This is a genomic window from Prevotella sp. ICM33, assembly GCF_000517825.1.
GTDB lineage: Bacteria > Bacteroidota > Bacteroidia > Bacteroidales > Bacteroidaceae > Prevotella > Prevotella melaninogenica.
Genome location: NZ_JACD01000007.1, coordinates 272,403 through 294,006, shown reverse-complemented (window position 1 = coordinate 294,006; position 21,604 = coordinate 272,403). Strand labels below are relative to the sequence as shown.

General features: G+C 42.8%; 19 protein-coding genes. 9 read left to right on the top strand and 10 right to left on the bottom strand.

What is annotated here, in order from left to right; all coding sequences use genetic code 11:
* Window positions 1-533: 533 nt before the first annotated feature.
* From HMPREF1505_RS02430 to HMPREF1505_RS02400, 7 genes are all read left to right on the top strand, one after another.
* Window positions 534-1,730: a serine/threonine-protein kinase gene (locus HMPREF1505_RS02430; protein ID WP_036921927.1), complete on the top strand. Its 1,197-nt coding sequence runs from the start codon at window positions 534-536 to the stop codon at window positions 1,728-1,730.
* Window positions 1,731-1,984: 254 nt separating this feature from the next.
* On the top strand, window positions 1,985-2,716 hold the full coding sequence (locus HMPREF1505_RS02425) for a M15 family metallopeptidase (protein WP_036921924.1): 732 nt from the start codon (window positions 1,985-1,987) through the stop codon (window positions 2,714-2,716).
* Between the two features lie 239 nt (window positions 2,717-2,955).
* Window positions 2,956-4,389 (top strand): DNA methyltransferase, encoded by a 1,434-nt coding sequence (locus tag HMPREF1505_RS02420; RefSeq protein ID WP_036921921.1) that lies wholly within the window; start codon window positions 2,956-2,958, stop codon window positions 4,387-4,389.
* Between the two features lie 152 nt (window positions 4,390-4,541).
* On the top strand, window positions 4,542-6,065 hold the full coding sequence (locus tag HMPREF1505_RS02415; protein WP_231480323.1) for an endonuclease I family protein: 1,524 nt from the start codon (window positions 4,542-4,544) through the stop codon (window positions 6,063-6,065).
* 344 nt (window positions 6,066-6,409) lie between these two features.
* Window positions 6,410-7,558 (top strand): hypothetical protein, encoded by a 1,149-nt coding sequence (locus HMPREF1505_RS02410; protein ID WP_036921916.1) that lies wholly within the window; start codon window positions 6,410-6,412, stop codon window positions 7,556-7,558.
* Between the two features lie 185 nt (window positions 7,559-7,743).
* The gene (locus HMPREF1505_RS02405) at window positions 7,744-9,702 is read left to right on the top strand and encodes a DNA topoisomerase IV subunit B (protein ID WP_036921912.1); all 1,959 of its coding nucleotides are present in this window, start codon (window positions 7,744-7,746) and stop codon (window positions 9,700-9,702) included.
* A 168-nt stretch (window positions 9,703-9,870) separates the two neighbouring features.
* Window positions 9,871-11,439: a S41 family peptidase gene (locus tag HMPREF1505_RS02400; RefSeq protein WP_036921908.1), complete on the top strand. Its 1,569-nt coding sequence runs from the start codon at window positions 9,871-9,873 to the stop codon at window positions 11,437-11,439.
* Between the two features lie 659 nt (window positions 11,440-12,098).
* Here HMPREF1505_RS02400 and ybeY read toward each other — a convergent pair.
* The 10 genes from ybeY to HMPREF1505_RS02350 all read right to left on the bottom strand — a co-directional run bounded on the left by ybeY (window position 12,099) and on the right by HMPREF1505_RS02350 (window position 18,719).
* On the bottom strand, window positions 12,099-12,527 hold the full coding sequence (ybeY, locus tag HMPREF1505_RS02395; RefSeq protein ID WP_036921905.1) for an rRNA maturation RNase YbeY: 429 nt from the start codon (window positions 12,525-12,527) through the stop codon (window positions 12,099-12,101).
* A 46-nt stretch (window positions 12,528-12,573) separates the two neighbouring features.
* Window positions 12,574-13,020: a pantetheine-phosphate adenylyltransferase gene (gene coaD, locus HMPREF1505_RS02390; RefSeq protein ID WP_036921901.1), complete on the bottom strand. Its 447-nt coding sequence runs from the start codon at window positions 13,018-13,020 to the stop codon at window positions 12,574-12,576.
* Between the two features lie 59 nt (window positions 13,021-13,079).
* Complete coding sequence (locus HMPREF1505_RS02385) at window positions 13,080-13,538, bottom strand: DUF4252 domain-containing protein (RefSeq protein WP_036921898.1); 459 nt, start codon at window positions 13,536-13,538, stop codon at window positions 13,080-13,082.
* 3 nt (window positions 13,539-13,541) lie between these two features.
* A complete protein-coding gene (locus HMPREF1505_RS02380; protein WP_036921895.1) occupies window positions 13,542-14,024 on the bottom strand; it encodes a hypothetical protein in 483 nt (160 codons plus the stop codon).
* A complete protein-coding gene (locus HMPREF1505_RS02375; protein ID WP_036921892.1) occupies window positions 14,011-14,520 on the bottom strand; it encodes an RNA polymerase sigma factor in 510 nt (169 codons plus the stop codon). Before HMPREF1505_RS02375 ends, HMPREF1505_RS02380 begins: the two co-directional genes overlap by 14 nt.
* Window positions 14,521-14,572: 52 nt before the next feature.
* Window positions 14,573-15,070: a DUF4252 domain-containing protein gene (locus HMPREF1505_RS02370; protein ID WP_036921889.1), complete on the bottom strand. Its 498-nt coding sequence runs from the start codon at window positions 15,068-15,070 to the stop codon at window positions 14,573-14,575.
* A 13-nt stretch (window positions 15,071-15,083) separates the two neighbouring features.
* Window positions 15,084-15,596 (bottom strand): DUF4252 domain-containing protein, encoded by a 513-nt coding sequence (locus HMPREF1505_RS02365; protein WP_036921886.1) that lies wholly within the window; start codon window positions 15,594-15,596, stop codon window positions 15,084-15,086.
* A 128-nt stretch (window positions 15,597-15,724) separates the two neighbouring features.
* Entirely contained in the window at window positions 15,725-16,843 is a 1,119-nt protein-coding gene (dprA, locus tag HMPREF1505_RS02360) for a DNA-processing protein DprA (RefSeq protein WP_036921883.1), read from the bottom strand.
* Window positions 16,844-16,916: 73 nt separating this feature from the next.
* Window positions 16,917-17,324, bottom strand: a complete 408-nt coding sequence (locus HMPREF1505_RS02355; protein WP_004358870.1) for a thioesterase family protein — start codon at window positions 17,322-17,324, stop codon at window positions 16,917-16,919.
* A gap of 84 nt (window positions 17,325-17,408) precedes the next feature.
* Window positions 17,409-18,719, bottom strand: a complete 1,311-nt coding sequence (locus HMPREF1505_RS02350) for a DUF2851 family protein (protein ID WP_036921878.1) — start codon at window positions 18,717-18,719, stop codon at window positions 17,409-17,411.
* Window positions 18,720-19,064: 345 nt separating this feature from the next.
* On the opposite strand from HMPREF1505_RS02350, the gene dapB reads away from it, so the two are divergent.
* Window positions 19,065-19,820 (top strand): 4-hydroxy-tetrahydrodipicolinate reductase, encoded by a 756-nt coding sequence (gene dapB, locus HMPREF1505_RS02345; RefSeq protein WP_013264574.1) that lies wholly within the window; start codon window positions 19,065-19,067, stop codon window positions 19,818-19,820.
* 181 nt (window positions 19,821-20,001) lie between these two features.
* Window positions 20,002-21,531 (top strand): S26 family signal peptidase, encoded by a 1,530-nt coding sequence (locus HMPREF1505_RS02340; RefSeq protein WP_036921874.1) that lies wholly within the window; start codon window positions 20,002-20,004, stop codon window positions 21,529-21,531.
* Window positions 21,532-21,604 lie beyond the last annotated feature (73 nt).

Below are 21,604 nucleotides of genomic sequence, written 5' to 3'. Positions count from 1 at the left end.
TCATTAGAGCCTAAACATATTTTGTTTTATTATCGAGCAGATTGTTTGGCTTTGTTACGCAGGCGTAGCGGGCTACGTCAAGTTACAAAGACGGACAAGATGCCGATAAGAAAATAAAAGATGTTAGGAAACAATACTATAGTAATAAAAATTATACATATTGTGGTCTAATGACCGATTTGGGTTTAACGTAGGAACCTATTTTCTTTATGAAAGTAATTCTGAAAGTACATGTTTTGTCGCTGTAAGAGAAATGTTAAGCATAGAATAAGACATGCTTTGTTGCCTATAAAGAAGACATTTTAAAGTGGGGTAGAACGGCTTGTAGACAGGTTGACACGAGAATAAAGTATCGAAAGTAATAGGGTTAATGCTTTTCCTCTTATTCTTCTTTTCCTCTTTTTCCCTTTCAAAGCTATGCTTCAGCATTTTACCTTTTTACTCTTTTACCCTTGAATATCTGTCTTATCTCGTTTTTTTTTACTACTTTTGTACACAAAAGACGTAAAGACAATTAAAACCTACGAATATCAATGAGTGAGAACAAACTTTCCACTAACGAACAGGCACAGACTGCCGATGCTCCAGTAAAGGCCAGTTATACTGAATATAAAGTTATTCCATCACAGGGATATTGTATGATTGTGAAGTGTCGTAAGGGCGACCAGACAGTCGTATTGAAGACTCTAAAGGAAGAATATCGTGGGCGTGTGTTGCTTCGTAATGCATTGAAGCGTGAGTTTAAGCAATGTCAACGACTCAATCACTCTGGTATTATTCGCTATCAAGGGTTGGTTGAGGTTGATGGTTACGGACTTTGTATAGAGGAAGAGTATGTTGAAGGACGTACTTTGCAGGCTTATCTCAAGGAACATCATACTGACGATGAGAAGATTGCTATCATCAATCAGATTGCTGATGCACTGCGTTATGCACATCAGCAAGGGGTTATTCATCGTAATTTGAAGCCTTCAAATGTGCTTGTTACAACACAGGGTGATTATGTAAAACTTATTGATTTCAGTGTTCTTTCACCTGAAGATGTTAAGCCAACAGCTGATACAACACGCTTTATGGCACCAGAGATGAAGGACGAGACGTTGACAGCAGACGCTACAGCCGACATCTATTCGCTCGGTACTATTATGAAAGTGATGGGCTTGACGTTAGCTTACAGTGAGGTAATCAAGCGTTGTTGTGCTTTCAAGCGAAGCGATCGTTATAGCAATATTGATGAGCTCTTTGCTGATTTGAACAATGAAGGATCTTCGTTCAGTATGCCAAAGATTGGTAAAGGTACTGTTGTCTTAGGCTTGATAATTGCTGTTGTTATTGGAGTCGGTGCGTTGCTTTATAACTATGGCGGTGCATTGATTGACCAAGTAGGTAAGATTGATGTGTCATCTGTCTTTAGTTCTGATGCTGAAACGGCTCCAGAAGATACAGTGAAGGTGAATACAGCAGAGCAATCTGATAGTCTCTCTACTGAAGCTGAGGCTCCTGCAACAGGTAAGCTTGCCTTTATGAATAGGATGAAGCCAGCCCTTTACAAGGACCTTGACAATATCTTTGAGAAGAACTCTGCAGATAAAGCAAAGTTGTCAAAGGCTATCAAAACCTATTATCGTGGATTGATTCAAGCTAACGATACACTCGATAATGAGCAGCGTGCTGAGGTAGATCGCGTATTTGGCGATTATGTAAAGCAGAAGAAGGCTGCATTAAACTAATAAGATACAAACACTATAGAGGTAAGGACTAAGTCATGTAGATATGATGTTTGACTTACTCAGTGATAGTGTTTACAGAAGGCAGGGGCAGAGGCTGTGCTTTCTTTCCGAACCTTGAGAGGGCGTGAGAGGAAGACGGTGTCTGCCCTTGTTAGCTTTCGTTGGTCGGTTTAAGTGTTTTAATTAACGAATGATTGATAATTTCTACAGCTGCTATTCGTGTCTGGCTGTAGAATATGTAATGAATAAAAAGAATGAAACGAGTCTTTTATCTGTTATTTGCAGCCATATTCTTTGCTGTTAGTATGCACGCACAGACTTCAACGATGAGTCGTCGGCAGGCTGCTGGTCGGTCAATGGAGCAGCAGGGGTTGGTAAATATAAAGCATGTAGTACCTTCTATCAAGGTGGCTTTGATGTATGCTCGTACGGATAACTTCTGTAATCGTGTACTCTATCATGACTTGCGTGATGCCTACGTGCTGCCCGCTTGTGCTGATGCATTGCGTAAAGCGCAGGCGGAGTTGAAGCGTCGTCGTCCTGATTTGAGCCTTTGTATCTTCGATGCCACACGACCGATGAGCATACAGCAGACGATGTGGGACGCAGTGAAAGATACCCCAAAGTATTTTTATGTGTCTAATCCTGCACACGGAGGAGGTATGCATAACTATGGAATGGCTGTAGATATTAGTATCTGTAAGGCCTCTTGGAATGATGCAACATGGCGTGATGGTGCCACACGTTGCTTGATAGATACGATTCCAATGGGTGTGAAGGTAGACCACATGGGGATAGCCAGTCATATTGATAAAGAAAATGACCTCGTTGCTCGTCGTCTTATCTCTCGTGAGGCATTAGCCAACCGCAGACTCCTTCGTGAGGTGATGAGTGCTGCCGGTTTCATGCCTTTACGTACAGAGTGGTGGCACTTCAACCTTTGTACAAGGGCTTGGGCAAAGCAGAATTTGAGGGTGGTGAGGTAAAAAAGGAAGAAAAACCACTGCTCGCTTACTCTACCAAGTAGCCCCTCCCCCTTGCCCCTCCCCCAAAGGGAGGGGAGTGAATACCGAGATACCCCGATGTTAAATGGAAAGCAAGAAGATATGAGGAAGGGTAGTGTGAACAGGTAAGAAGGTTATATGCAAGAATCCTTAAACAAGATATAAGATTCTTTAGGTAAGGAGTTGGAGTATTTAATAGGATAAAAGTATAGGCAGATAAGATGGATAAAACGGATAAAATTAAGCAAGAGGAATTTCCTTTGCCACGATATGTGCAGGAAGTTTTGAGCAAACATAACATTTCACTCCCCTCCCTTTGGGGGAGGGGTAAGGGGGAGGGGCTGCTCGGTAGTCTTTCTGTCTTAGCCCTCCAATCCCACCGCTACCCCGATATTGACATGCCCTTCCTGCTCGACCAGTTGGCAGGATGGCAGACAGCACGCACGAAACTGCCGTCGTGGGCAGCGAAGGAGGATATCATTTACCCACCGCATCTATCGATGGAACAGTGTTCAAGTGAGCATACTGCGGAATATAAGGCACGATTGGTTGCACGCCTTGTAGGACTGGAGAACATAGCTTCTTATGACCTTAATAACGATTGTAGCAGACCTTCTGCAGGAGAAGAAACTACTCCTAAGCAGCAAGAAAATCATGTTCAGAACAGTTATGAAGGGTCGTTCTGTGACTTAACAGGTGGCTTTGGCGTTGATTTCTCCTTTATAGCGCGTAGCTTCAAACGTGCTATTTATGTCGAACAGCAGGAGAAATTGTGCGAATTGGCACGTCATAACTTCTACGCTTTAGGTTTAACACAAGCAAAAGTAGTTAATGGTGACGGTACAGCCTACCTCCATCAGCTTGACCATGTGTCTGTGTTATTCCTCGATCCTGCGCGTCGTAACGAGCAAGGAGGTAAGACTGTGCTGATAAGCGATTGTACACCCGATGTTTTGGCATTGGAAGAAGAACTCTTAGAGAAGGCTGATACGGTTGTTATAAAGCTGTCGCCAATGCTCGATTGGCATCGTGCTGTGGACGAACTCAATCGCTTGGGCAATGTTGTTCGTGAGGTACATATCGTCTCTGTACACAATGAATGTAAGGAATTACTGCTGGTATTACAGAGAACGAAAGATGAAAAAGATGACAAGACGGCTACGGAAAAAGCCTTGCAGGTCTTCTGTGTGAATGATAATAACATCGTTTCTTATTCTCTCGATGAGGCTTTAAGCGTATCGCAGCGACTTCTTTCGGCTGTTCCGAAAGCTGATCAGTATCTCTATGAGCCCAATGCTTCATTGATGAAAGCAGGCTGTTTTGCTTTACTCACTGTCCGTTATCCACTTTCAGCACTCAGTCTTAATTCTCATCTTTTTGTCTCTAAGGAGGCTATTAATGATTTCCCAGGTCGTCAGTTTGAGATAACAGCGGTTTCATCGTTCAATAAGAAAGAGTTACGACGTAGTCTTTCGGGGATAGACAAAGCTAATCTTGCCGTGCGCAACTTCCCTATGAGTGTTGCTGAATTGCGCAAACGGCTGAAGATAAAAGAGGGAGGAGATATCTACCTTTTTGCTACTACTGATGCAGAAAGCAGTCACCTGCTTTTCGTTTGCAAGAAAACAGCGATACCAACTTGTGACTCTCAATAATTTTACCTAACTTTGTAGTCTTTTCGTTGCGTAACAGAAGCTATGTTTTTTGTCCGCTGAATGTGGCTGGTCAGACACTGTTTGATTAATAGCATAACGACTTTTAAATAGAAATATATGATAAATAATTACCGATAAAACCTATTAAAACAATGAACAGGTATTTTAAGATGGTCATCGCTACAGCGTTGATTGGTGTAACAACATCGGCTAATGCGATCGATCGTAAGACATTAGCGCAGTACGCTTCTTCGTTACAAGGACTGAAGAAAGAGCAGTTAAAGGCAGCTTTACACAAGCTGATGGACAAGAAGAAAGTACTAAAGTATGGTGGTAAAGGTCCAGGTTATACATGGCATGGCTTCTGGTACACTGACCGAGATCCGCAGACCAACGAGTGTTATAATCGTTATAGCGACAAGAAGTTTTACTTTGAAAGCACAAATACTGGTAATGCTATTGCTGGTATGAATATTGAACATTCTTTCCCAAAAAGCTGGTGGGGTGGTCATAGGAATGATGCTTGGTGTGATCTCTATAACCTTTATCCATCCGATTCTCATGCTAACAGTTCAAAGAGTAACTACGTTATGGGCGTTGTTGTCAACGTTACAGAAGAAGCTGGCGCAGGCTATGACAAGGTCGGAACGGGCTATGCTGACGGCAGACTTGTGAAGATGTGGGAGCCGGGCGATCGTTTTAAAGGTGAGTTCTCACGTAGCTATATGTATATGGCTACCACCTATCAGAATCTTAGCTTTGTTTCAGAAGGTGCCAATCAATTGCAGACGGGAGCTTATCCAACGCTGAAAAAGTGGTCATCAGACCTCTTCCGTCAGTGGAGTAAGAACGACCGTGTTGACGAGATGGAAATCAAACGCAACGAAGCAGTCTATAAGATTCAGAATAACCGTAACCTCTTCATCGACTATCCTAACCTTGCTGAGTACGTATGGGGGGATAGTATGGATGTAGAGTTTAACCCTTATTGCTCTATAACAACAGCTTCGGATGATGCAAGATACACAGGCGTGATAGCTCCTGAAGACCCAGTAACGCCAGACAATCCAGTGGTTACACCACAGGGCGGGACTTTCGTGAAGACAACGACAGCTCCAGTAGCAGGCAAACGTTACGTTCTTGTAGCTAAAACTGGTAGCAATTTTGTTATAGCATCTACTTTGGAGGGCAAGAGTTTTGGCTATCTGCCAACAAAGGGCATCACTGATAATAATGAAAAGGTGAATGTTGCTGATGACCAGTCGGTTCTTACTTTGGAGCAGGGAACAACAGGTTTCTATATCAAGGATGCTAACGACAAGTATTTCGGACAGGAGGATAAGTACAAGACCGTTCAGTTTGTGACTAAAGATAAGGCGGTAGAGTGGACATTAGAGCCAAAGTCTGATGGTACATTCACAATCACCTCTTCTACGGGTCATGTACTTCAGTATGATACCAAATATAAGTCATTTGGTGCATATAAGCCAGTTTCGGCTAATGGAATCTATCCAATGCTCTATGTAGAGGATACGACAGCGGGAATAGGAACCGTATGGACCGTAACAACCACTGATGAGGCTGTTTATAACTTGCAGGGTGTTCGTATGCCAGCTGATGCACAACTCGCTCCTGGTATCTATATCCGTGGTGGTAAGAAGTTTGTTGTGAGATAAATAATTCAGAATAATAAGCGAAGTTATTGATAATAAATGGCTTCATAATTCCTTGTGAAAAAGGGATTATGAAGCCTTTTTTAATGGTCGAATGATAGTATCTTGCAGCCTTTGATAAGGCTGAACAACTTTTCTGTTGACGTCAGACACGTATGGTGCGCATGGTCAGCACGTGTGGTGCGGACGCTCAGCACATATGGTGCGGACGCCTAACACGAGTCCTTATGACTGAGTAGTAGGGTAGTGATAGTCAATAAAAAGGAGCGTAAATTTGCCAATCTACCTTTTTTTTAGTACTTTTGCACGTTTAAGATTAGGAAAATAACGAAATTAAAAGATTCTAAATGTCATCAGTTCAGATAAAGAGAGTAGAGACGAAGAAAGACCTTAAGGCTTTCATCGAGTGTCATTATGACCTCTACGAGGGTAATCAGTATGATGCCCCAAACCTCTATAGCGATGAGTTGAATACGTTGTCAAAAGACAAGAATGCTGCTTTTGACTTCTGCGAAGCTGAGTATTTTCTCGCCTTGAAGGAGGGAAAAGTGGTGGGGCGTGTAGCTGCCATCATCAATAATAAAGCAAACGAAAAGTGGGACAAGAAGGATGTTCGCTTCGGCTGGATAGACTTCATTGACGATATAGAAGTGTCTAAAGCTCTGTTGAAAGCTGTTGAAGACTACGGTAGAGAGAAGGGTATGACCTCTGTTGTTGGTCCACTCGGTTTCACAGATATGGACCCAGAGGGTATGTTGACATGGGGCTTTGATCAGCTCGGTACAATGGCAACTATCTATAACTACGATTATTATCCAAAGCACATGGAGAAACTTGGTGGCTGGGAGAAGGATAATGACTATGTAGAGTATCGTCTTGATGTTCCAGAAACAGCTCCAGAGAAATACACAAAGATTGCAGAGATGGTGGAGAAACGATATAATCTCCATGCGCGTAAGCTGACCAAGAAGGAAATCTTCGAGGGTGGTTATGGTAAGAAACTCTTTGATTTGATCAATGTTACTTACTCTCATCTCTATGGCTTCTCAGAGTTGAGTGAACGTCAGATAAACCAGTATGTAAAAATGTACTTCCCACTTGCCGACCTCGATTTGATAACTGTTGTAGAGGATGGCAATAAGGATAACCAGTTAGTTGGTCTTGCTATCACAATCCCATCACTAACACGTGCCTTGCAGAAGTGTCACCGTGGACGTCTTTTCCCATTCGGATGGTGGCATTTACTACGTGCTATAAAGTTCCATAAGACGGAGGTTGTAGACCTTCTCCTTATTGGTGTCCTACCAGAGTATCGCTCAAAGGGAGCTAATTCCCTTGTCTTTGCTGACCTCATTCCACGTTATGTGAAGTACGGCTTCAAGTGGGGTGAAACGCACGTGGAGATGGAAACCAACGAAAGCGTACAGAGTCAGTGGGGTCCATTAGACCCAACTATGCACAAGAAGCGCAGATGCTATAGAAAAGCTATCGGGTGATGGGTGATGAGTGTTGGGTGTTGATGAATAGTTTTATCATGTGTTCTTTCTTATTTTCACGTGTTTCTTCTATTTCAACACCTAATTACTCATTAATGAACACTCTATATCATTAAATAGTCAAGCCCTTATTACCTAATAATTAACCCTCAATAACCAATCATTCACAGTCAATAACCCAGCACATGGATAAATCAACAGCAACCAACCCTCAATCCTCAACACCCGTTTCTTACACCGACGATAATATCCGACACCTATCGGATATGGAGCACGTGCGTACCCGTCCGGGTATGTATATTGGTCGTTTGGGCGATGGAAAGTTGCCTGAAGATGGTATATATGTACTCTTGAAGGAGGTAATTGATAACTCTATTGACGAGTTTAAGATGAATGCTGGTGACCGTATTGAGATTGATGTGGAGGATAATCTACGTGTTAGTGTGCGCGACTATGGGCGTGGTATTCCACAGGGAAAGCTTGTTGAGGCTGTGTCTGTACTGAATACGGGTGGTAAGTATGACTCTAAAGCGTTTAAGAAGAGTGTTGGTTTGAATGGTGTCGGCGTGAAAGCTGTTAATGCATTGAGTGCTCATTTCGAGGTAAAGAGCTTCCGCGACGGTAAGGTGCGTGAACTATCGTTTGAGAAAGGTAACCTCCAAAGCGACAAAACAAAGAAGTCTGCGGACGAGAATGGTACCTATATCTACTTTGAACCAGATGCAACGCTCTTCAAGCATTATAGCTTCCATGATGATATAGTAGAGGAGATGCTCCGTAACTATACCTATCTAAACACCGGATTGACGATTATGTACAATGGTCGTCGTATACTTAGTCGACATGGTTTGAAGGACCTTTTGACTGATAATATGACTGTTGATCCATTGTATCCTATCGTTCACATGAAGGGAGAGGATATTGAGATTGCTTTCACACACACCAATCAATATGGCGAGGAGTACTACTCCTTCGTGAATGGTCAGCATACAACGCAGGGCGGTACGCACCAGACAGCCTTCAAGGAGCATATTGCCAAGACAATAAAAGAGTTCTTCGGCAAGTATGAGTATGGTGACATTCGTAACGGATTAGTGGCCGCTATCGCTATAAACGTTGAAGAGCCAGTATTCGAATCACAAACAAAGATTAAGTTAGGTTCCACACAGATGTCACCTGATGGTGAGTCTATCAATAAGTATGTGGGCGACTTTATCAAGACAAACGTTGACAACTACCTTCATATTCATAAAGAAGACTTCACCGATATACTTGAGAATAAAATCAAGGAGACCGAGCGAGAGCGTAAAGCAATGGCTGGTGTAACGAAGTTAGCACGTGAGAGAGCGAAGAAAGCCAACCTCCATAACCGTAAGTTGCGTGACTGTCGTGTACACTATTGTGACGTGAAGAACGATCGAAAGGAGGAGAGTTCTATCTTCATAACAGAGGGAGATTCAGCCAGCGGAAGTATTACTAAGAGTCGTGATGTCAACACACAAGCTGTCTTCTCATTGCGTGGAAAGCCGCTTAACTGCTTTGGATTGACAAAGAAAGTAGTGTATGAGAATGAAGAGTTCAACCTCCTTCAGGCTGCACTCGACATTGAAGACGGACTCGATTCACTCAGATATAACAAGGTGATAGTGGCAACGGATGCCGATGTCGATGGTATGCATATCCGCTTATTGATAATCACCTTCTTCCTTCAGTTCTTCCCAGAGCTTATAAAGAAAGGACACGTATATGTCCTTCAGACTCCACTTTTCCGTGTTCGTAACCGTCGAACAAAGATAAAGAACAAAGAGGTGATTGCCGAAGCAGACGCTCGTCGTGTGAAAGGAGAGAAAAAGAACGACTTTATTACACGTTATTGTTACTCTGAGGAGGAGCGTGTAGCAGCTATCAACGAACTTGGTCCAGACCCAGAAATCACTCGATTCAAAGGTCTTGGTGAGATTTCTCCTGACGAATTTGTCCATTTCATCGGTCCAGATATGCGTCTGGAACAGGTTACTTTACATAAGAATGACCAGGTAGCTAAGCTCTTGGAGTATTATATGGGTAAGAACACGATGGAACGTCAGAACTTTATTATTGACAACCTCGTTATAGAAGAGGACCTTCCTGACGTGGAAGAATAATAAAGAAAGTCGGTAAAAGGGATAGAATTTCCAAATGATGTCCGTACGATTGTTGGTACATCTGTGAATAAAATAAATAAAATTGAAGAGCAAAAGGCTGTTTTTAAAGGGGCTTTTTATTGCTTTCTTCAAGCATATAACAAAACTATTAAAACATAAAATTAGGATATGAGAAAGTATATTTGTCTTTTACTTTTTTACCTTTTTACCTTTTTACCTTTGTTGGCGCAGCAGGGTAATGACTCTCCTTTACGGAAGTTGCAGTTGGCAGAGATGGCAATTAAGAACTTCTATGTGGACTCTGTGAACGAGCAGAAGTTAGTTGAGGATGGTATTAGGGGTATGCTCGAGAAACTCGACCCCCATTCTACCTACACCGATGCAAAGGAAACCAAAGCGATGAACGAACCATTGCAGGGCGACTTTGAGGGTATTGGTGTGCAGTTCAATATGATTGAAGATACACTTGTCGTTATCCAGCCTGTTGTCAACGGACCATCTCAGAAGGTGGGAATCCTTGCTGGTGACCGTATCGTCAGTGTGAACGACTCTACTATCGCTGGTGTGAAGATGGCACGTATTGATATCATGAAGATGCTTCGTGGTAAGAAGGGTACGAAAGTGAAGTTGGGTGTTGTACGCCGTGGTGTGAAAGGGGTGTTGACCTTTGTCGTTACACGTGCTAAGATACCAGTTCATACTATCAATGCCTCTTATATGATTCGTCCTAATGTGGGCTATATCCGAATCGAGAGCTTCGGTATGAAGACCCATGACGAGTTCATGTCGGCTGTTGATTCACTGAAGAAGAAAGGCATGAAGACCCTCCTTCTCGACCTACAAGACAATGGTGGCGGTTATCTTCAGTCGGCTGTTCAGATCTCAAATGAGTTCCTCAAGAACAATGACATGATTGTTTACACCGAAGGACGACGCGCTCGTCGCCAGAATTTTAAGGCAATTGGCAACGGACGATTGCAGGATGTAAAGGTTTATGTATTGGTAAACGAACTCTCGGCTTCGGCTGCAGAGATTGTTACTGGTGCTATTCAAGATAATGATCGTGGAACAGTTGTGGGCCGCAGAACCTTTGGTAAGGGACTCGTACAGCGTCCGTTCGACCTTCCTGATGGTAGTATGATTCGTCTGACAATAGCCCATTACTATACGCCAAGCGGTCGTTGTATTCAGAAACCTTATACAAAAGGCGACCTGAAGGATTACGAAATGGATATTGAAAAGAGATTTAAGCATGGCGAGTTGACCAATCCAGATAGTATTCAATTCTCAGATTCTTTGAAGTATTACACCATCCGCAAGCATCGGGTTGTCTATGGTGGCGGTGGTATTATGCCTGATAACTTCGTCCCACTTGATACTACAAAGTTTACACGTTATCATCGTATGTTGGCAACAAAGAGTATTATCATCAATGCTTATTTGAAGTATGCTGATGCGAATCGTCAGGCTTTAAAGGCGCAATACAGCTCATTTGACGCGTTCAATAAGGGTTATGTGGTACCACAGTCATTGCTCGATGAAATCGTGGCAGAGGGCAAGAAAGAAAAGATTGAGCCAAAAGATGCTGCAGAATTAAAGGCTACTCTTCCTAATATTGCGCTACAGATAAAGGCGCTTACAGCCCGTGACATCTGGGATATGAACGAGTATTTCCGAGTGTGGAATGCCCAGAGTGACATTGTCAATAAGGCTGTTGCGTTGGCTACGGGCAAGTAGAAAAGTTGGGTAACATAACTCTATAGAGTTTTATAACCTGACGTTATAGGGCGAACAGAATAAGAAAAGGTGCTTAATTGAACTCCAATTAGGCACCTTTTCTTATTCTGTTCTTTCGTTAAAGCCAATCAGTCATTAGAGACTACGCTTATTTCGACACATAAACCTTGGCATGTTATTAGGTTGAAAATTCACAGATAAAGGGTTGAAAAATCATTACATATATTCGGGTAAAATAGCTATAAACAAAGAGAAAAACACGTGTAAAAGGTATGTTTGTAACCGTCAGGCAATCAGTTAGTTATAAAGTTGCGTAAGAAAAGGTGCTTAATTGGACTTCAAAAGGGCGTTAGTAAGGGTCTTAAAGGGCACCTTTTGCAAGCTTAAAGGGCGTCTTTTAGAAGCCAAAAGAGCATGTGTTGGTTTTGAGGTAAGTGAAAATAGTTTACAAATATCAGATAAAAAGGGAATAAGTGATACGGTCTTAAAACATTGTATAAACCTTTATTCTAATCCCGAATACTAATTCTTCTGCAGTCTACCTACAATCCGTAAGCAGAGAAATGAGGGCAAACAATAAGGGCTGAAACCCAAGGTAGGATTCCAGCCCTTCAATCTCGTTTATGGGAGCATCAACCGAATTAGGTTGAAGTCCACCGTTATTCGCCACTCATCTCCTTTAATAGCGCGAGTGCTTTGTTCTCGTTTTCTTCCATAATCTCACGCTCTCCAGGACCCTTGTCATTGATACCACAGAGGTGAAGGATACCATGAATGATAACTCGGTGAAGCTCGTCCTCATACGACTTCTTGAAAAGTTCGGCATTAGAGCGGACTGTGTCAAGTGAGATAACAAGGTCGCCATTGAGCACATCATCCTCATCATAGTCGAAAGTAATGATGTCCGTGTAGTAATCATGTCCAAGATACTCGTTGTTTACTTCGAGAATCTTCTCATCATCTACGAACATATAACCAATTTCTCCAACCTTTCTACCATGCGTTGCAGCAACAGCTTTAATCCAACGAGAAATCTCTCGTTTCTTGATTTTAGGCATCTTAACGCCTTCAGCACTATATGTTATCATCGTGTCTATGTTTTATCGATGAGGCTTGTGCACCTCTGTCTAATCGTTAATATCCCTTTGGCAAGAACTCAGTGATGTCTTTTCCAAAGTTTTTCAGTTCTCTTACAACGCTTGAACTGATACTTTCAAATTGTGGTTCAGCGTAGAAAAAGATAGTTTCAATAGAACTCAAGCGTCGGTTGATATCGGCTTGTTCGCGTTCATATTCAAAGTCTTTTACGCTACGTACACCCTTAATGATATATTCGGCTCCCTCTCTTCGTGCAAAGTCTATGGTGAGGTCGCTGTATGCCTTTACTTCAATCTTTGGCTCGTCAGCATAGAGTCGTGCTATACGCTCGGTTCGTTCCTCCGTACTGAGCATATACTTCTTCCGCTCATTGATACCAACACCAATCACAACCTTGTCAAAGAGGGGCAAGGAACGATGTACAATAGCGTCATGTCCTATTGTAAATGGATCAAAGCTTCCAACGAATATACCTATTTTCATTTGATTATTTTCTGCAAAAGTACTTCATTTCTATTATATATCCAAAAAAAGCTGGGGGATTATTTCCCACCAGCTATTCCTTGAATATCCTGTAACGAGATATTACCAAGTAGGTTGATAATTGTAATTTCATTGCGTTCTATGGCGAGTAGGGAAAACTCATTCTTTCCATTCGGGTAATGTCGCTCGTAGATAGTAGTATGTTCGCCTCCCTCATTGACTTGCATTACAATCGAATACTTTTGTTGATTGAAGATACTTTGGGCAGACTTCTTGATAGAAGGAATCAGTGAAGGACGTTCGCAGGAGAGTATCTGCAGATAGTCGAGACGGCTGGCAACCTTGCTGATATCCTTGTTACCTGCTTTCACATTACCCATCATTCGCATCATATTACGTGATATGTAGACAGTTGAGACACCATCTGTTTCGCTGTATTTTTCGAACAATGCCTTTTGGGCAAATGCCGTTATACAGGCTATCATAGTCATACAAAGCGTTAAAATAATTCTCTTCATAATCTAATCCCTTGTTTTATTAGTGATGTTCTCGGTAGCGTCAATACCCTTATTGAGCGTCTTTGAGAATTTCATCAGTGCTTTTGACGTTTCGGCGTAAGCGTCTTTAGCGTTAGTATAGGTATCCTGTTCAGTTTGTGGAGACTTATTCTCGTTTTGGTAAACGATAGCTCCTGCAGCAAAGAGAAGCAACAAACTGGCTGCTATCCCTACTACCCAGCGCAGGTTGATATGCCTTATCGCACGACGATTAGTGACTTCTAAGGTGTTCCACTGGCTAATCTGTCGACTGAGTCGCTCTTCCATCCCTGCTGGTGTAGGGCATTCTGATGACTGAAGAGCCGTGAAGAAGATGCGTTCCTCCGTCAAACTAGCATTGATATCACTGCCGTTGAAGTAGGTGCGCAGCGCCTTCTCCTCCTCTTCGGTGGTCATTCCATCGTAGTATCGGTCAAGTAAACGCTTTATTTCTTCAGTCTTTATCATATCTCATTGCTTTTATCTGTTCTCTAATCTTCTTTCGGGCACGGCTGAGAATACTTCTTATATTCACCTCCGTAAGCCCTGTTTCGATGCTGATTTCCTCAAAACTGCGGTCTTCTATGTCGCGCATCAGCATGATTCTTGCCTGTGGTTCGGGCAGATGGATAATCAACTGCCTTACGCGTTGGTATTCGTCAGCTTCCTCTAATTGCTTACTTATGTTCTGTGAGGAGCTTACTTGCAGACTTCCCACGTCTTTGTCGACTTCTTGAAGGTGTCCTGCTCTCATCTTGTCATAGAAGATTCGGCGTAGAACTGTTATACTATAAGCCTCGGGATTGTCAACCTTTTCCATCTTATCACGCTGCATCCAGAGCTTTAAGAAGGTTTCTTGCACCATATCCTCAGCAGCTTGAGCGTTGCTCATCAGCCTATATGCCACCGAAAAGAGTTTCCGATGGCAGGGTAGGAATAGCTGTTTAAAATCGCTTGCTTGCATAGGCAGATGTGCGCTTTAGACAATAATCGGCTATGATGTAAGGTTGTCCACCCTATAACTTATAGCTTTTCAGATTCTTCTTGTTGGTACTTTCTTTCACAACAGAGTCGACATCGTTAGGACTTATCTTACCCTTAATCCGCACAATGGCGCCATCTTGTTTGTCAATAGCAAGGATGAGCACTTCACGAATGCACCCTTTCTTTTCTTTGAGGTAAACATAATTAGTCTCATCTGCCTGCTTATTGTAGATGATTGGCGTATATCCCTTAGGATGGAAGGTCTGAACCGTGTTTCTAAAACGACTTTTTACAATCGAATCACAGTCGTCAAAGACAAGTATACGAAAGGATGACACCGCTCTCAGAGCCTTGGAATCGTCCGAATGGCTTTTAGCAAGCACCTTCAAGAATGACATTAAAGCAGGTGTTATATGAAGGTGAATAACGTTTTTCTCGTGCCTATATTGTTCAATCAGCCCTTTTACGCTCTGCGCTGAGGCTGATAATGTACTGAGAGCAAGGATGCCTATGATGATAAACCGTTTCATAATGTGTCTTTGTTTACTTGGTTTGTGACTTTACGACATCATCAATATTAGAAGGATTGATATGTCCTACGATATTGATGAGTGAGCAGTCTTCTTTGTCCATAGCGAAGACAACAAGGCTCTGTACTTCCTTCTCGTTGCCTTTAATGAAGATTCTGACCTTTTCGCCGTCCTCATTTGCCTTCACCATAGGTTCATATCCCTGTGTTTCTAACTTACTGATACGGTTGTATAAGCCGTCTTTAATCTTTTGATCAGCCTTCTCGAAAGTTAAAATTTGCAGTCCGTCGATTTGCTCAGCGAGTGCATTAGCGGTCTCGTCGTCGGCAGCTTTCAATCCAAGCTTTATGAGTGTCTTAGGCAAGTTGACGTAAGTGACGTTGTTTCCACTCTTAAACTCTTTGATAATAGACTCTACCTCATCATTCATTGGTTGTGCGATGAGCGTCGTTGGGTTGGCTTTTACGGTGCAGCTTGAGCATAGAATAGCTACAGCGAATGCGATAGTAAAGATTGTTGTTCTCATTGTCTTGATAATTAATTAGGTTGGTGACTCAGTTCTCGTTCACATCTATAAAGACGGAAGATAGGACAGATTTGTGGCAAAGAAATGTCTTTTTTTTCAGTATTAGTTACTTTTATGGTATTAAGATCCTATGCTAAAAGATGATAACAACCGCCAGCCATAGCCCTAATAACCCCTTTCATTTCTAATGTAAAGAGGATTCCTGTGAGCCTTGAGATAGGAATATTCGCTTGAATCGACAAGAGATTAATCTGCAAGTCATTGTTTTTAGCGAGCACGCGAACGATAGCTTCCTCTTCTGAAGACAAATCAGGGAAAAGCGTTCGTTCAATTCCTCGTTGTTGTGCCTGCTCCAATTTGATATCATCATCCCATCCCATCGCCTTCACAAAGTCTGTTGCTGATGTGATGAGAGCGGCACCATTGTCACGAATAAGGTTATTACAGCCCTCGCTATAATCCGAATGAACAGCGCCAGGAAAGGCAAATACTTCCCGTCCATAGCTACGAGCGATACTGCAGGTGATAAGTCCTCCACCCTTCGCAGCCGATTCTACGAGGATAGTTGCATCTGCACAACCTGCCACGATACGGTTACGTTGTACGAAGTTGCGGGCAACGGGCTGCGTATGCGTGGTGTACTCCGTCAGTAATCCACCTTGTTTAATCATCTTTAAAGCTGTATCTCTGTGTCCACGAGGGTAGATATCATCGAGTCCATGAGCCAATACTCCTACAGTTTCAAAGCCATTCTCCAAGGCAGCTCGATGTGCATGGATGTCTACTCCGTAAGCCAGTCCACTGAGGATGAGTACATCTGGGCAAAGTGCTTTTAGTTCTCTGACAAACGAACGGATAATATCTTGCCCATAAGTGGTGCAGTGTCGTGTACCGATAATATTGATAACGTGTCGATTGTTAAGGTCGGCATTACCGAGATAATAGAGTAGGATAGGAGCATCTGGACACTCCTTGAGCCGCTGTGGATAGCGTTCATCATTCATACAGATAGGCTCAATGTTATGCAGACGGTCGTATTCCAATTCTTGTTCAGCCCTTTCTCTCAGGCTGTCAACATCTTTCAGTGCTTTTATGAGATGCGTTGAGGCTTCAGGAAGAATCTCTCTGATGTCTCTTTTATGTTCTATGACAGCCGTGGCAGAGCCTGCTCGCTTGTAAAGTTCAGCCAGTTCGCTGAGGTTAAAGCGAGTAAGTCGGGTTAGTAAGATTGAGTTTAAGGATTCCATGGTGTAGGTAATGATCAGTAGTAGCTCCCTACCTTCCTTAGAAGAGAGGAAGGTTTAGGGAGTAGATAGACTTTTACAATACTCTTGCAAACGCTTCGTCATATTCCTTGCTACTGCCCAATCTACCATTGATGAGTGTCACAAGGTCTACATCTGCATGGAAGCAAAGGCGTTCGTCACTGGCACGGAAGAGGTCGTGAGAGAACACCCAGCGCAGTCCATTCTTCTTTAATGACATGCGTGAGATAATCTCGTCATCGCAGGTAAATGGCACTTTATAAGTGAGTTGCATACGTGCTACAACGGCGTCAACGCCTTTTTCGTGAAGTTCAGAGAAGCTAACGCCCAATGATTTGAGGAATCTATGGCGTGTATGCTCGGTGTAATGCAGGTAGTTTGCATTGTTAACGATACCTTGGATGTCGCACTCATAGTCGCGAACATCCAGTCTTGTCTCAAAGATGTATTTCTTCTTTTCCATAATCTATTTTGTTTTTAGGATTTTATTGGGCTTATTAGGCCTATTAGCCTTATATGCCCCATTAGCCTTATAGGCCTCGTTTTCCTAACCCTTTAATGATGATTTTCCCTTCAAATATTCATATCCAATCCTGCAACGGAGGCAATCTTTTCGGTCGCAATACTCCTTCTTTAGTTGTATAAGGGCTTGCGAATCGCCCGCAGTCTCTACCATTAGCCCCACTTCCTTCCACATTCTAACGATGTGATTCTCCTCTGCTTTCAAGGTTTCGAGGAAGTCGAAGGCACGTTCACAGTACTTCTCCGAGTTCTTATGTTTGCCATATGCGAAGAGGATAGGCGCAACGGTATTGATAATCTGCAGATTTAATGATGCTGCTGATAGTTTCTTCTCGCTCTTAGCACTCTCTTCTCCAAAGACGTAATGCGTTTCCCAGTAGCGAGTTACCTGTGTTGCCAATAGATCTCTCACCTGCTTTACGCTCTCACATTCCAACAACTGCGACAATCCAGCCCGCTGTTCATAGTAGAGGTGAGCGAGTTGTGCGATACGGATATGCGGAAAGTTCTGCGGTCGTAAGCGGAGGAATCGCCATTGATTGGCATCCATTGCTTGTAGACTGAACTTATGTGCTAAGTACTGATATTCGCTTTTCAACTCTGTGAGATAGCTGTCGTTCAGTGCCTGCTGTTGATATCGTTCGGGGATAGCAGTCGTTTCCAACAATCCAGCCTGACCCAAGAAGAAGGCTTCAATCTGCATGAGATTGTCCCGATGATGAGCTATACTCTGCAGCGGAATCTGCTTAGCCCATGTCTCGAAAGCGTCTCCATTGATACCGAACCCATAGTTGCGGGCAAGTGTAACGAAGTAGGCTGCTTCCCAAGAGCCGTCACAGTCCTTCACTCGTTGGGCTATCGCCTCTGTCTTCTGTTCCAACCTTTCAGTCTGTAAGGCACTCATCCACGAATGAACCATTAGTTTTGAAAGACTCGGAATGATACGATAACAAGCCGGATATTCGTCTGTTGTGAGTAGTTCTTCGTAATGTTCTCGCACAGCCGTCGGCACTTGTAGTCGCATCTGTGGCGGATAATCGCCCCTTCGTGTCTTAACATCAACGTCGATAGACTCAGCCACGTGCAGGATAACATTGTTGTAGTTCGGGTCGCGGTCGTGTCTGTGTAGAAACCAATCGGAGGCACGGTCGTGTATCTCCACATTCCCCACCCACAGCGTACCGCCTATCTTCACCTTTGCATTGAAGAAGTCAGGCCCAGCGTTGTGATTATGTAGTCCAGTGTCAATGACCTCCACCTCTTGTCCGTCAGTGGTTTTAAGCCCTGTCAACGGAAACAGCTTATGTTTCCATACGTAGTGGATGAGTTGTTCCATAAAAGATTCTTGGTTTGTAACAGTACGCAAATATACAAAGAAAATGATAAAACTAATAGTATTATCTATGTATTTTTCTTATTATTTCGTACTACAGTTTCTCACTTCTTAGTACTCCGCACCATTGGTGTTAAGCCTTCGCACTATTGGTGTTGAGCCTCCGCACCATACGTGCGGGGCGTCAATACGTTGATAGAAAATGAGAAGAACGGTTCAATCTTACCAATTGCTCTATATGTAAAGGTCATCCCTTGACTTGTCAATACCTTATTTAAAAATACGTGAACTTATTTTGTATTATGCCGTAAATCAGCTACCTTTGCAATGTTTTAATTCAGATTAATTATGAAAATAGCATTGATAGGCTATGGCAAGATGGGGCATATGATAGAACAGATAGCCCTTGAGCGTGGCCATGAAATCGTAAGTATTATTGATGTAGACAATATAGAGGACTTTGATTCTCCTGCATTTGCATCGGCTGATGTAGCTATTGAATTTACGAATCCTACGGCTGCTTTTGCCAATTATCAGCGTGCCTTTGCACACAATGTGAAGGTTGTTAGTGGCTCTACGGGCTGGATGCAGGACCATAAGGCAGAGGTTGAGCGTATGTGTACGGAAGGTGGACAGACCTTGTTCTGGGCAAGTAACTTCTCTATCGGCGTTGCTATTTTCTCAGCTGTCAACCGTTATTTGGCAAAGATAATGAATGGTTTCCCACAGTATAACGTTGAGATGGAGGAGGTACACCATGTTCACAAACTCGATGCACCATCTGGAACAGCCATAACCCTTGCAGAAGAGATTATCAACGACCTCGATCGGAAAGATAAGTGGGTTAAAGGCTTCCAACACGCTGCCGATGGTACGGAGTCAGGCAGTAACAAGGTTGCTCCTAACGAACTTCCTATTGCCTCTATTCGACGTGATGAAGTGCCAGGCATTCATAGTATCAGTTATGACTCAGAGGCTGACAAGATTACCATTACTCACGATGCTCACAGCCGTAAAGGCTTTGCATTGGGTGCTGTCTTAGCAGCTGAATATACCAAAGAGCATACCGGCTTGCTTACTACAAGCGATTTATTTAAATTTTAATGTTGGGTGTTAAGTGGTAGGTGTTGGGTGTTGATGGTTACTAATAATACTTTATAACAAAGCTGAAAGTAACGCACAATAGAGGAGACTATACTTCCGAACACCCTTCTACCAACTGATATTTAATAACAAACATACCGACATAACTCATTATTCAACATTTATCACCTCAATATATAATATGATAGACAAAGAGAAAGCAGCCCTGAATCCTAAGAAGCAATGGGCAAAGTTTATTTGTGTTCTTGTTCTCTACCTCCTTTTCCTGTTCTGGGTAAAGAGTTGGTGGGGATTATTAGTCGTTCCATTTATCTATGACGTATATATCACAAAGAAGATTCGTTGGAAGTGGTGGGAGGATTCTGAGGGTCCTATCCGCTTCATTATGGGATGGGTAGACGCACTGGTATTTGCATTGGTAGCAGTCTATTTCATCAATCTGTTCTTCTTCCAGAACTACGTTATTCCTTCTTCTTCCCTTGAGAAGTCGCTCCTTACGGGCGATTACCTCTTTGTTTCGAAGGTAAGTTATGGTCCTCGTATTCCTGAGACACCATTGACAATGCCGCTGACACAGCACACTTTACCAATTATCAATACTAAGAGCTATATCTCTTGGCCACATTGGGACTATCGTCGTGTGAAGGGTTTGGGTAAGGTACAGCTCAATGATATCGTTGTGTTCAACTTCCCTGCAGGTGATACTATCATGAGTGAGCCTGCTTATCAGGGCAATGATTACTACCATGATGTCTATACATTGGGCACAAACTTCCTCGCACAACAGAATCCTAATATCAATCTGTCGGCGATGAACACACTCCAACAGCGTGCTTTCTTTGATAAGGCATATGCTACGGGTAGAGCTTATATTGTGAGAAATGTAGGTACCTATGGAGCATTGGATTGGCGTCCTACTGACCGTCGTGAGAACTATGTGAAGCGTTGTGTAGGTCTTCCTGGACAGACCTTGCAGATTAAGAACAAGATTGTTTATATTGACGGAAAGGCAAATAAAGAGCCAGAGAAAGTTGAATATACCTATTTTATTAAGTTTAAAAACATCACTGTTTCTGATTTCATAGGAGAACGTTACGACGAACTTCGTAAGGATTTAGAAATCAGTGATGAGGATGTACAGACGCTCAGTCTTCTGAAAGGATATGACTTGAGCCAAGGTAAAGTGCTTAATAAGGATATTCTGTCTTATGATGGTTATATGCCATTGACAAAACGAGCCGTTGCTGAGCTGAAGCGTCAGGGTCTTGTTCAGTCTATCCGTCCTGTAACAGATAAGGATCTCTACTCTGGTCCGTATTATCCACTCAATGGTTTTACTGGCTGGACACGCGATAACTATGGTCCTATTTGGATTCCAGCAAAGGGCAAGTCGATTAAGTTGACATTAGAGAACCTTCCTGTTTATGAGCGTTGTATCAAGGTATATGAGGGCAACGACTTGCAGGTTAAGAACGGAAAGATATATATCAACGGTAAACTATCTAATAGCTACACCTTTAAGATGGACTATTACTGGATGATGGGTGATAACCGTCATAACTCTGCCGACAGCCGTTTTTGGGGCTTTGTGCCAGAGGATCATGTCGTTGGTAAGCCAATCTTCATCTGGTGGTCAAGTGATCCAGACCGCAAGGGCTTTGGAGGAATCCGTTGGCACAGACTGTTTAACTGGGTTGATAATATAAAGTAGGTCTCTCAAAGGACCTCCCCAAGCCCCTCCAAAGGAGGGGATGTGCATGTTACCTGTGTTTGGTAAACGTTAC

Excerpts from the sequence above, each read along its gene's own strand:
- HMPREF1505_RS02405 (WP_036921912.1), top strand. The coding sequence starts at position 7,744 with ATGGATAAATCAACAGCAACCAACCCTCAATCCTCAACACCCGTTTCT.
- HMPREF1505_RS02355 (WP_004358870.1), bottom strand. The coding sequence starts at position 17,324 with ATGGAAAAGAAGAAATACATCTTTGAGACAAGACTGGATGTTCGCGAC.
- ybeY (WP_036921905.1), bottom strand. The coding sequence starts at position 12,527 with ATGATAACATATAGTGCTGAAGGCGTTAAGATGCCTAAAATCAAGAAA.
- HMPREF1505_RS02380 (WP_036921895.1), bottom strand. The coding sequence starts at position 14,024 with ATGATAAAGACTGAAGAAATAAAGCGTTTACTTGACCGATACTACGAT.
- dprA (WP_036921883.1), bottom strand. The coding sequence starts at position 16,843 with ATGGAATCCTTAAACTCAATCTTACTAACCCGACTTACTCGCTTTAAC.
- HMPREF1505_RS02385 (WP_036921898.1), bottom strand. The coding sequence starts at position 13,538 with ATGAAGAGAATTATTTTAACGCTTTGTATGACTATGATAGCCTGTATA.
- HMPREF1505_RS02350 (WP_036921878.1), bottom strand. The coding sequence starts at position 18,719 with ATGGAACAACTCATCCACTACGTATGGAAACATAAGCTGTTTCCGTTG.
- HMPREF1505_RS02420 (WP_036921921.1), top strand. The coding sequence starts at position 2,956 with ATGGATAAAACGGATAAAATTAAGCAAGAGGAATTTCCTTTGCCACGA.
- coaD (WP_036921901.1), bottom strand. The coding sequence starts at position 13,020 with ATGAAAATAGGTATATTCGTTGGAAGCTTTGATCCATTTACAATAGGA.
- HMPREF1505_RS02340 (WP_036921874.1), top strand. The coding sequence starts at position 20,002 with ATGATAGACAAAGAGAAAGCAGCCCTGAATCCTAAGAAGCAATGGGCA.
- HMPREF1505_RS02400 (WP_036921908.1), top strand. The coding sequence starts at position 9,871 with ATGAGAAAGTATATTTGTCTTTTACTTTTTTACCTTTTTACCTTTTTA.
- HMPREF1505_RS02415 (WP_231480323.1), top strand. The coding sequence starts at position 4,542 with ATGAACAGGTATTTTAAGATGGTCATCGCTACAGCGTTGATTGGTGTA.
- HMPREF1505_RS02365 (WP_036921886.1), bottom strand. The coding sequence starts at position 15,596 with ATGAGAACAACAATCTTTACTATCGCATTCGCTGTAGCTATTCTATGC.
- HMPREF1505_RS02370 (WP_036921889.1), bottom strand. The coding sequence starts at position 15,070 with ATGAAACGGTTTATCATCATAGGCATCCTTGCTCTCAGTACATTATCA.
- HMPREF1505_RS02430 (WP_036921927.1), top strand. The coding sequence starts at position 534 with ATGAGTGAGAACAAACTTTCCACTAACGAACAGGCACAGACTGCCGAT.
- dapB (WP_013264574.1), top strand. The coding sequence starts at position 19,065 with ATGAAAATAGCATTGATAGGCTATGGCAAGATGGGGCATATGATAGAA.
- HMPREF1505_RS02425 (WP_036921924.1), top strand. The coding sequence starts at position 1,985 with ATGAAACGAGTCTTTTATCTGTTATTTGCAGCCATATTCTTTGCTGTT.
- HMPREF1505_RS02375 (WP_036921892.1), bottom strand. The coding sequence starts at position 14,520 with ATGCAAGCAAGCGATTTTAAACAGCTATTCCTACCCTGCCATCGGAAA.
- HMPREF1505_RS02410 (WP_036921916.1), top strand. The coding sequence starts at position 6,410 with ATGTCATCAGTTCAGATAAAGAGAGTAGAGACGAAGAAAGACCTTAAG.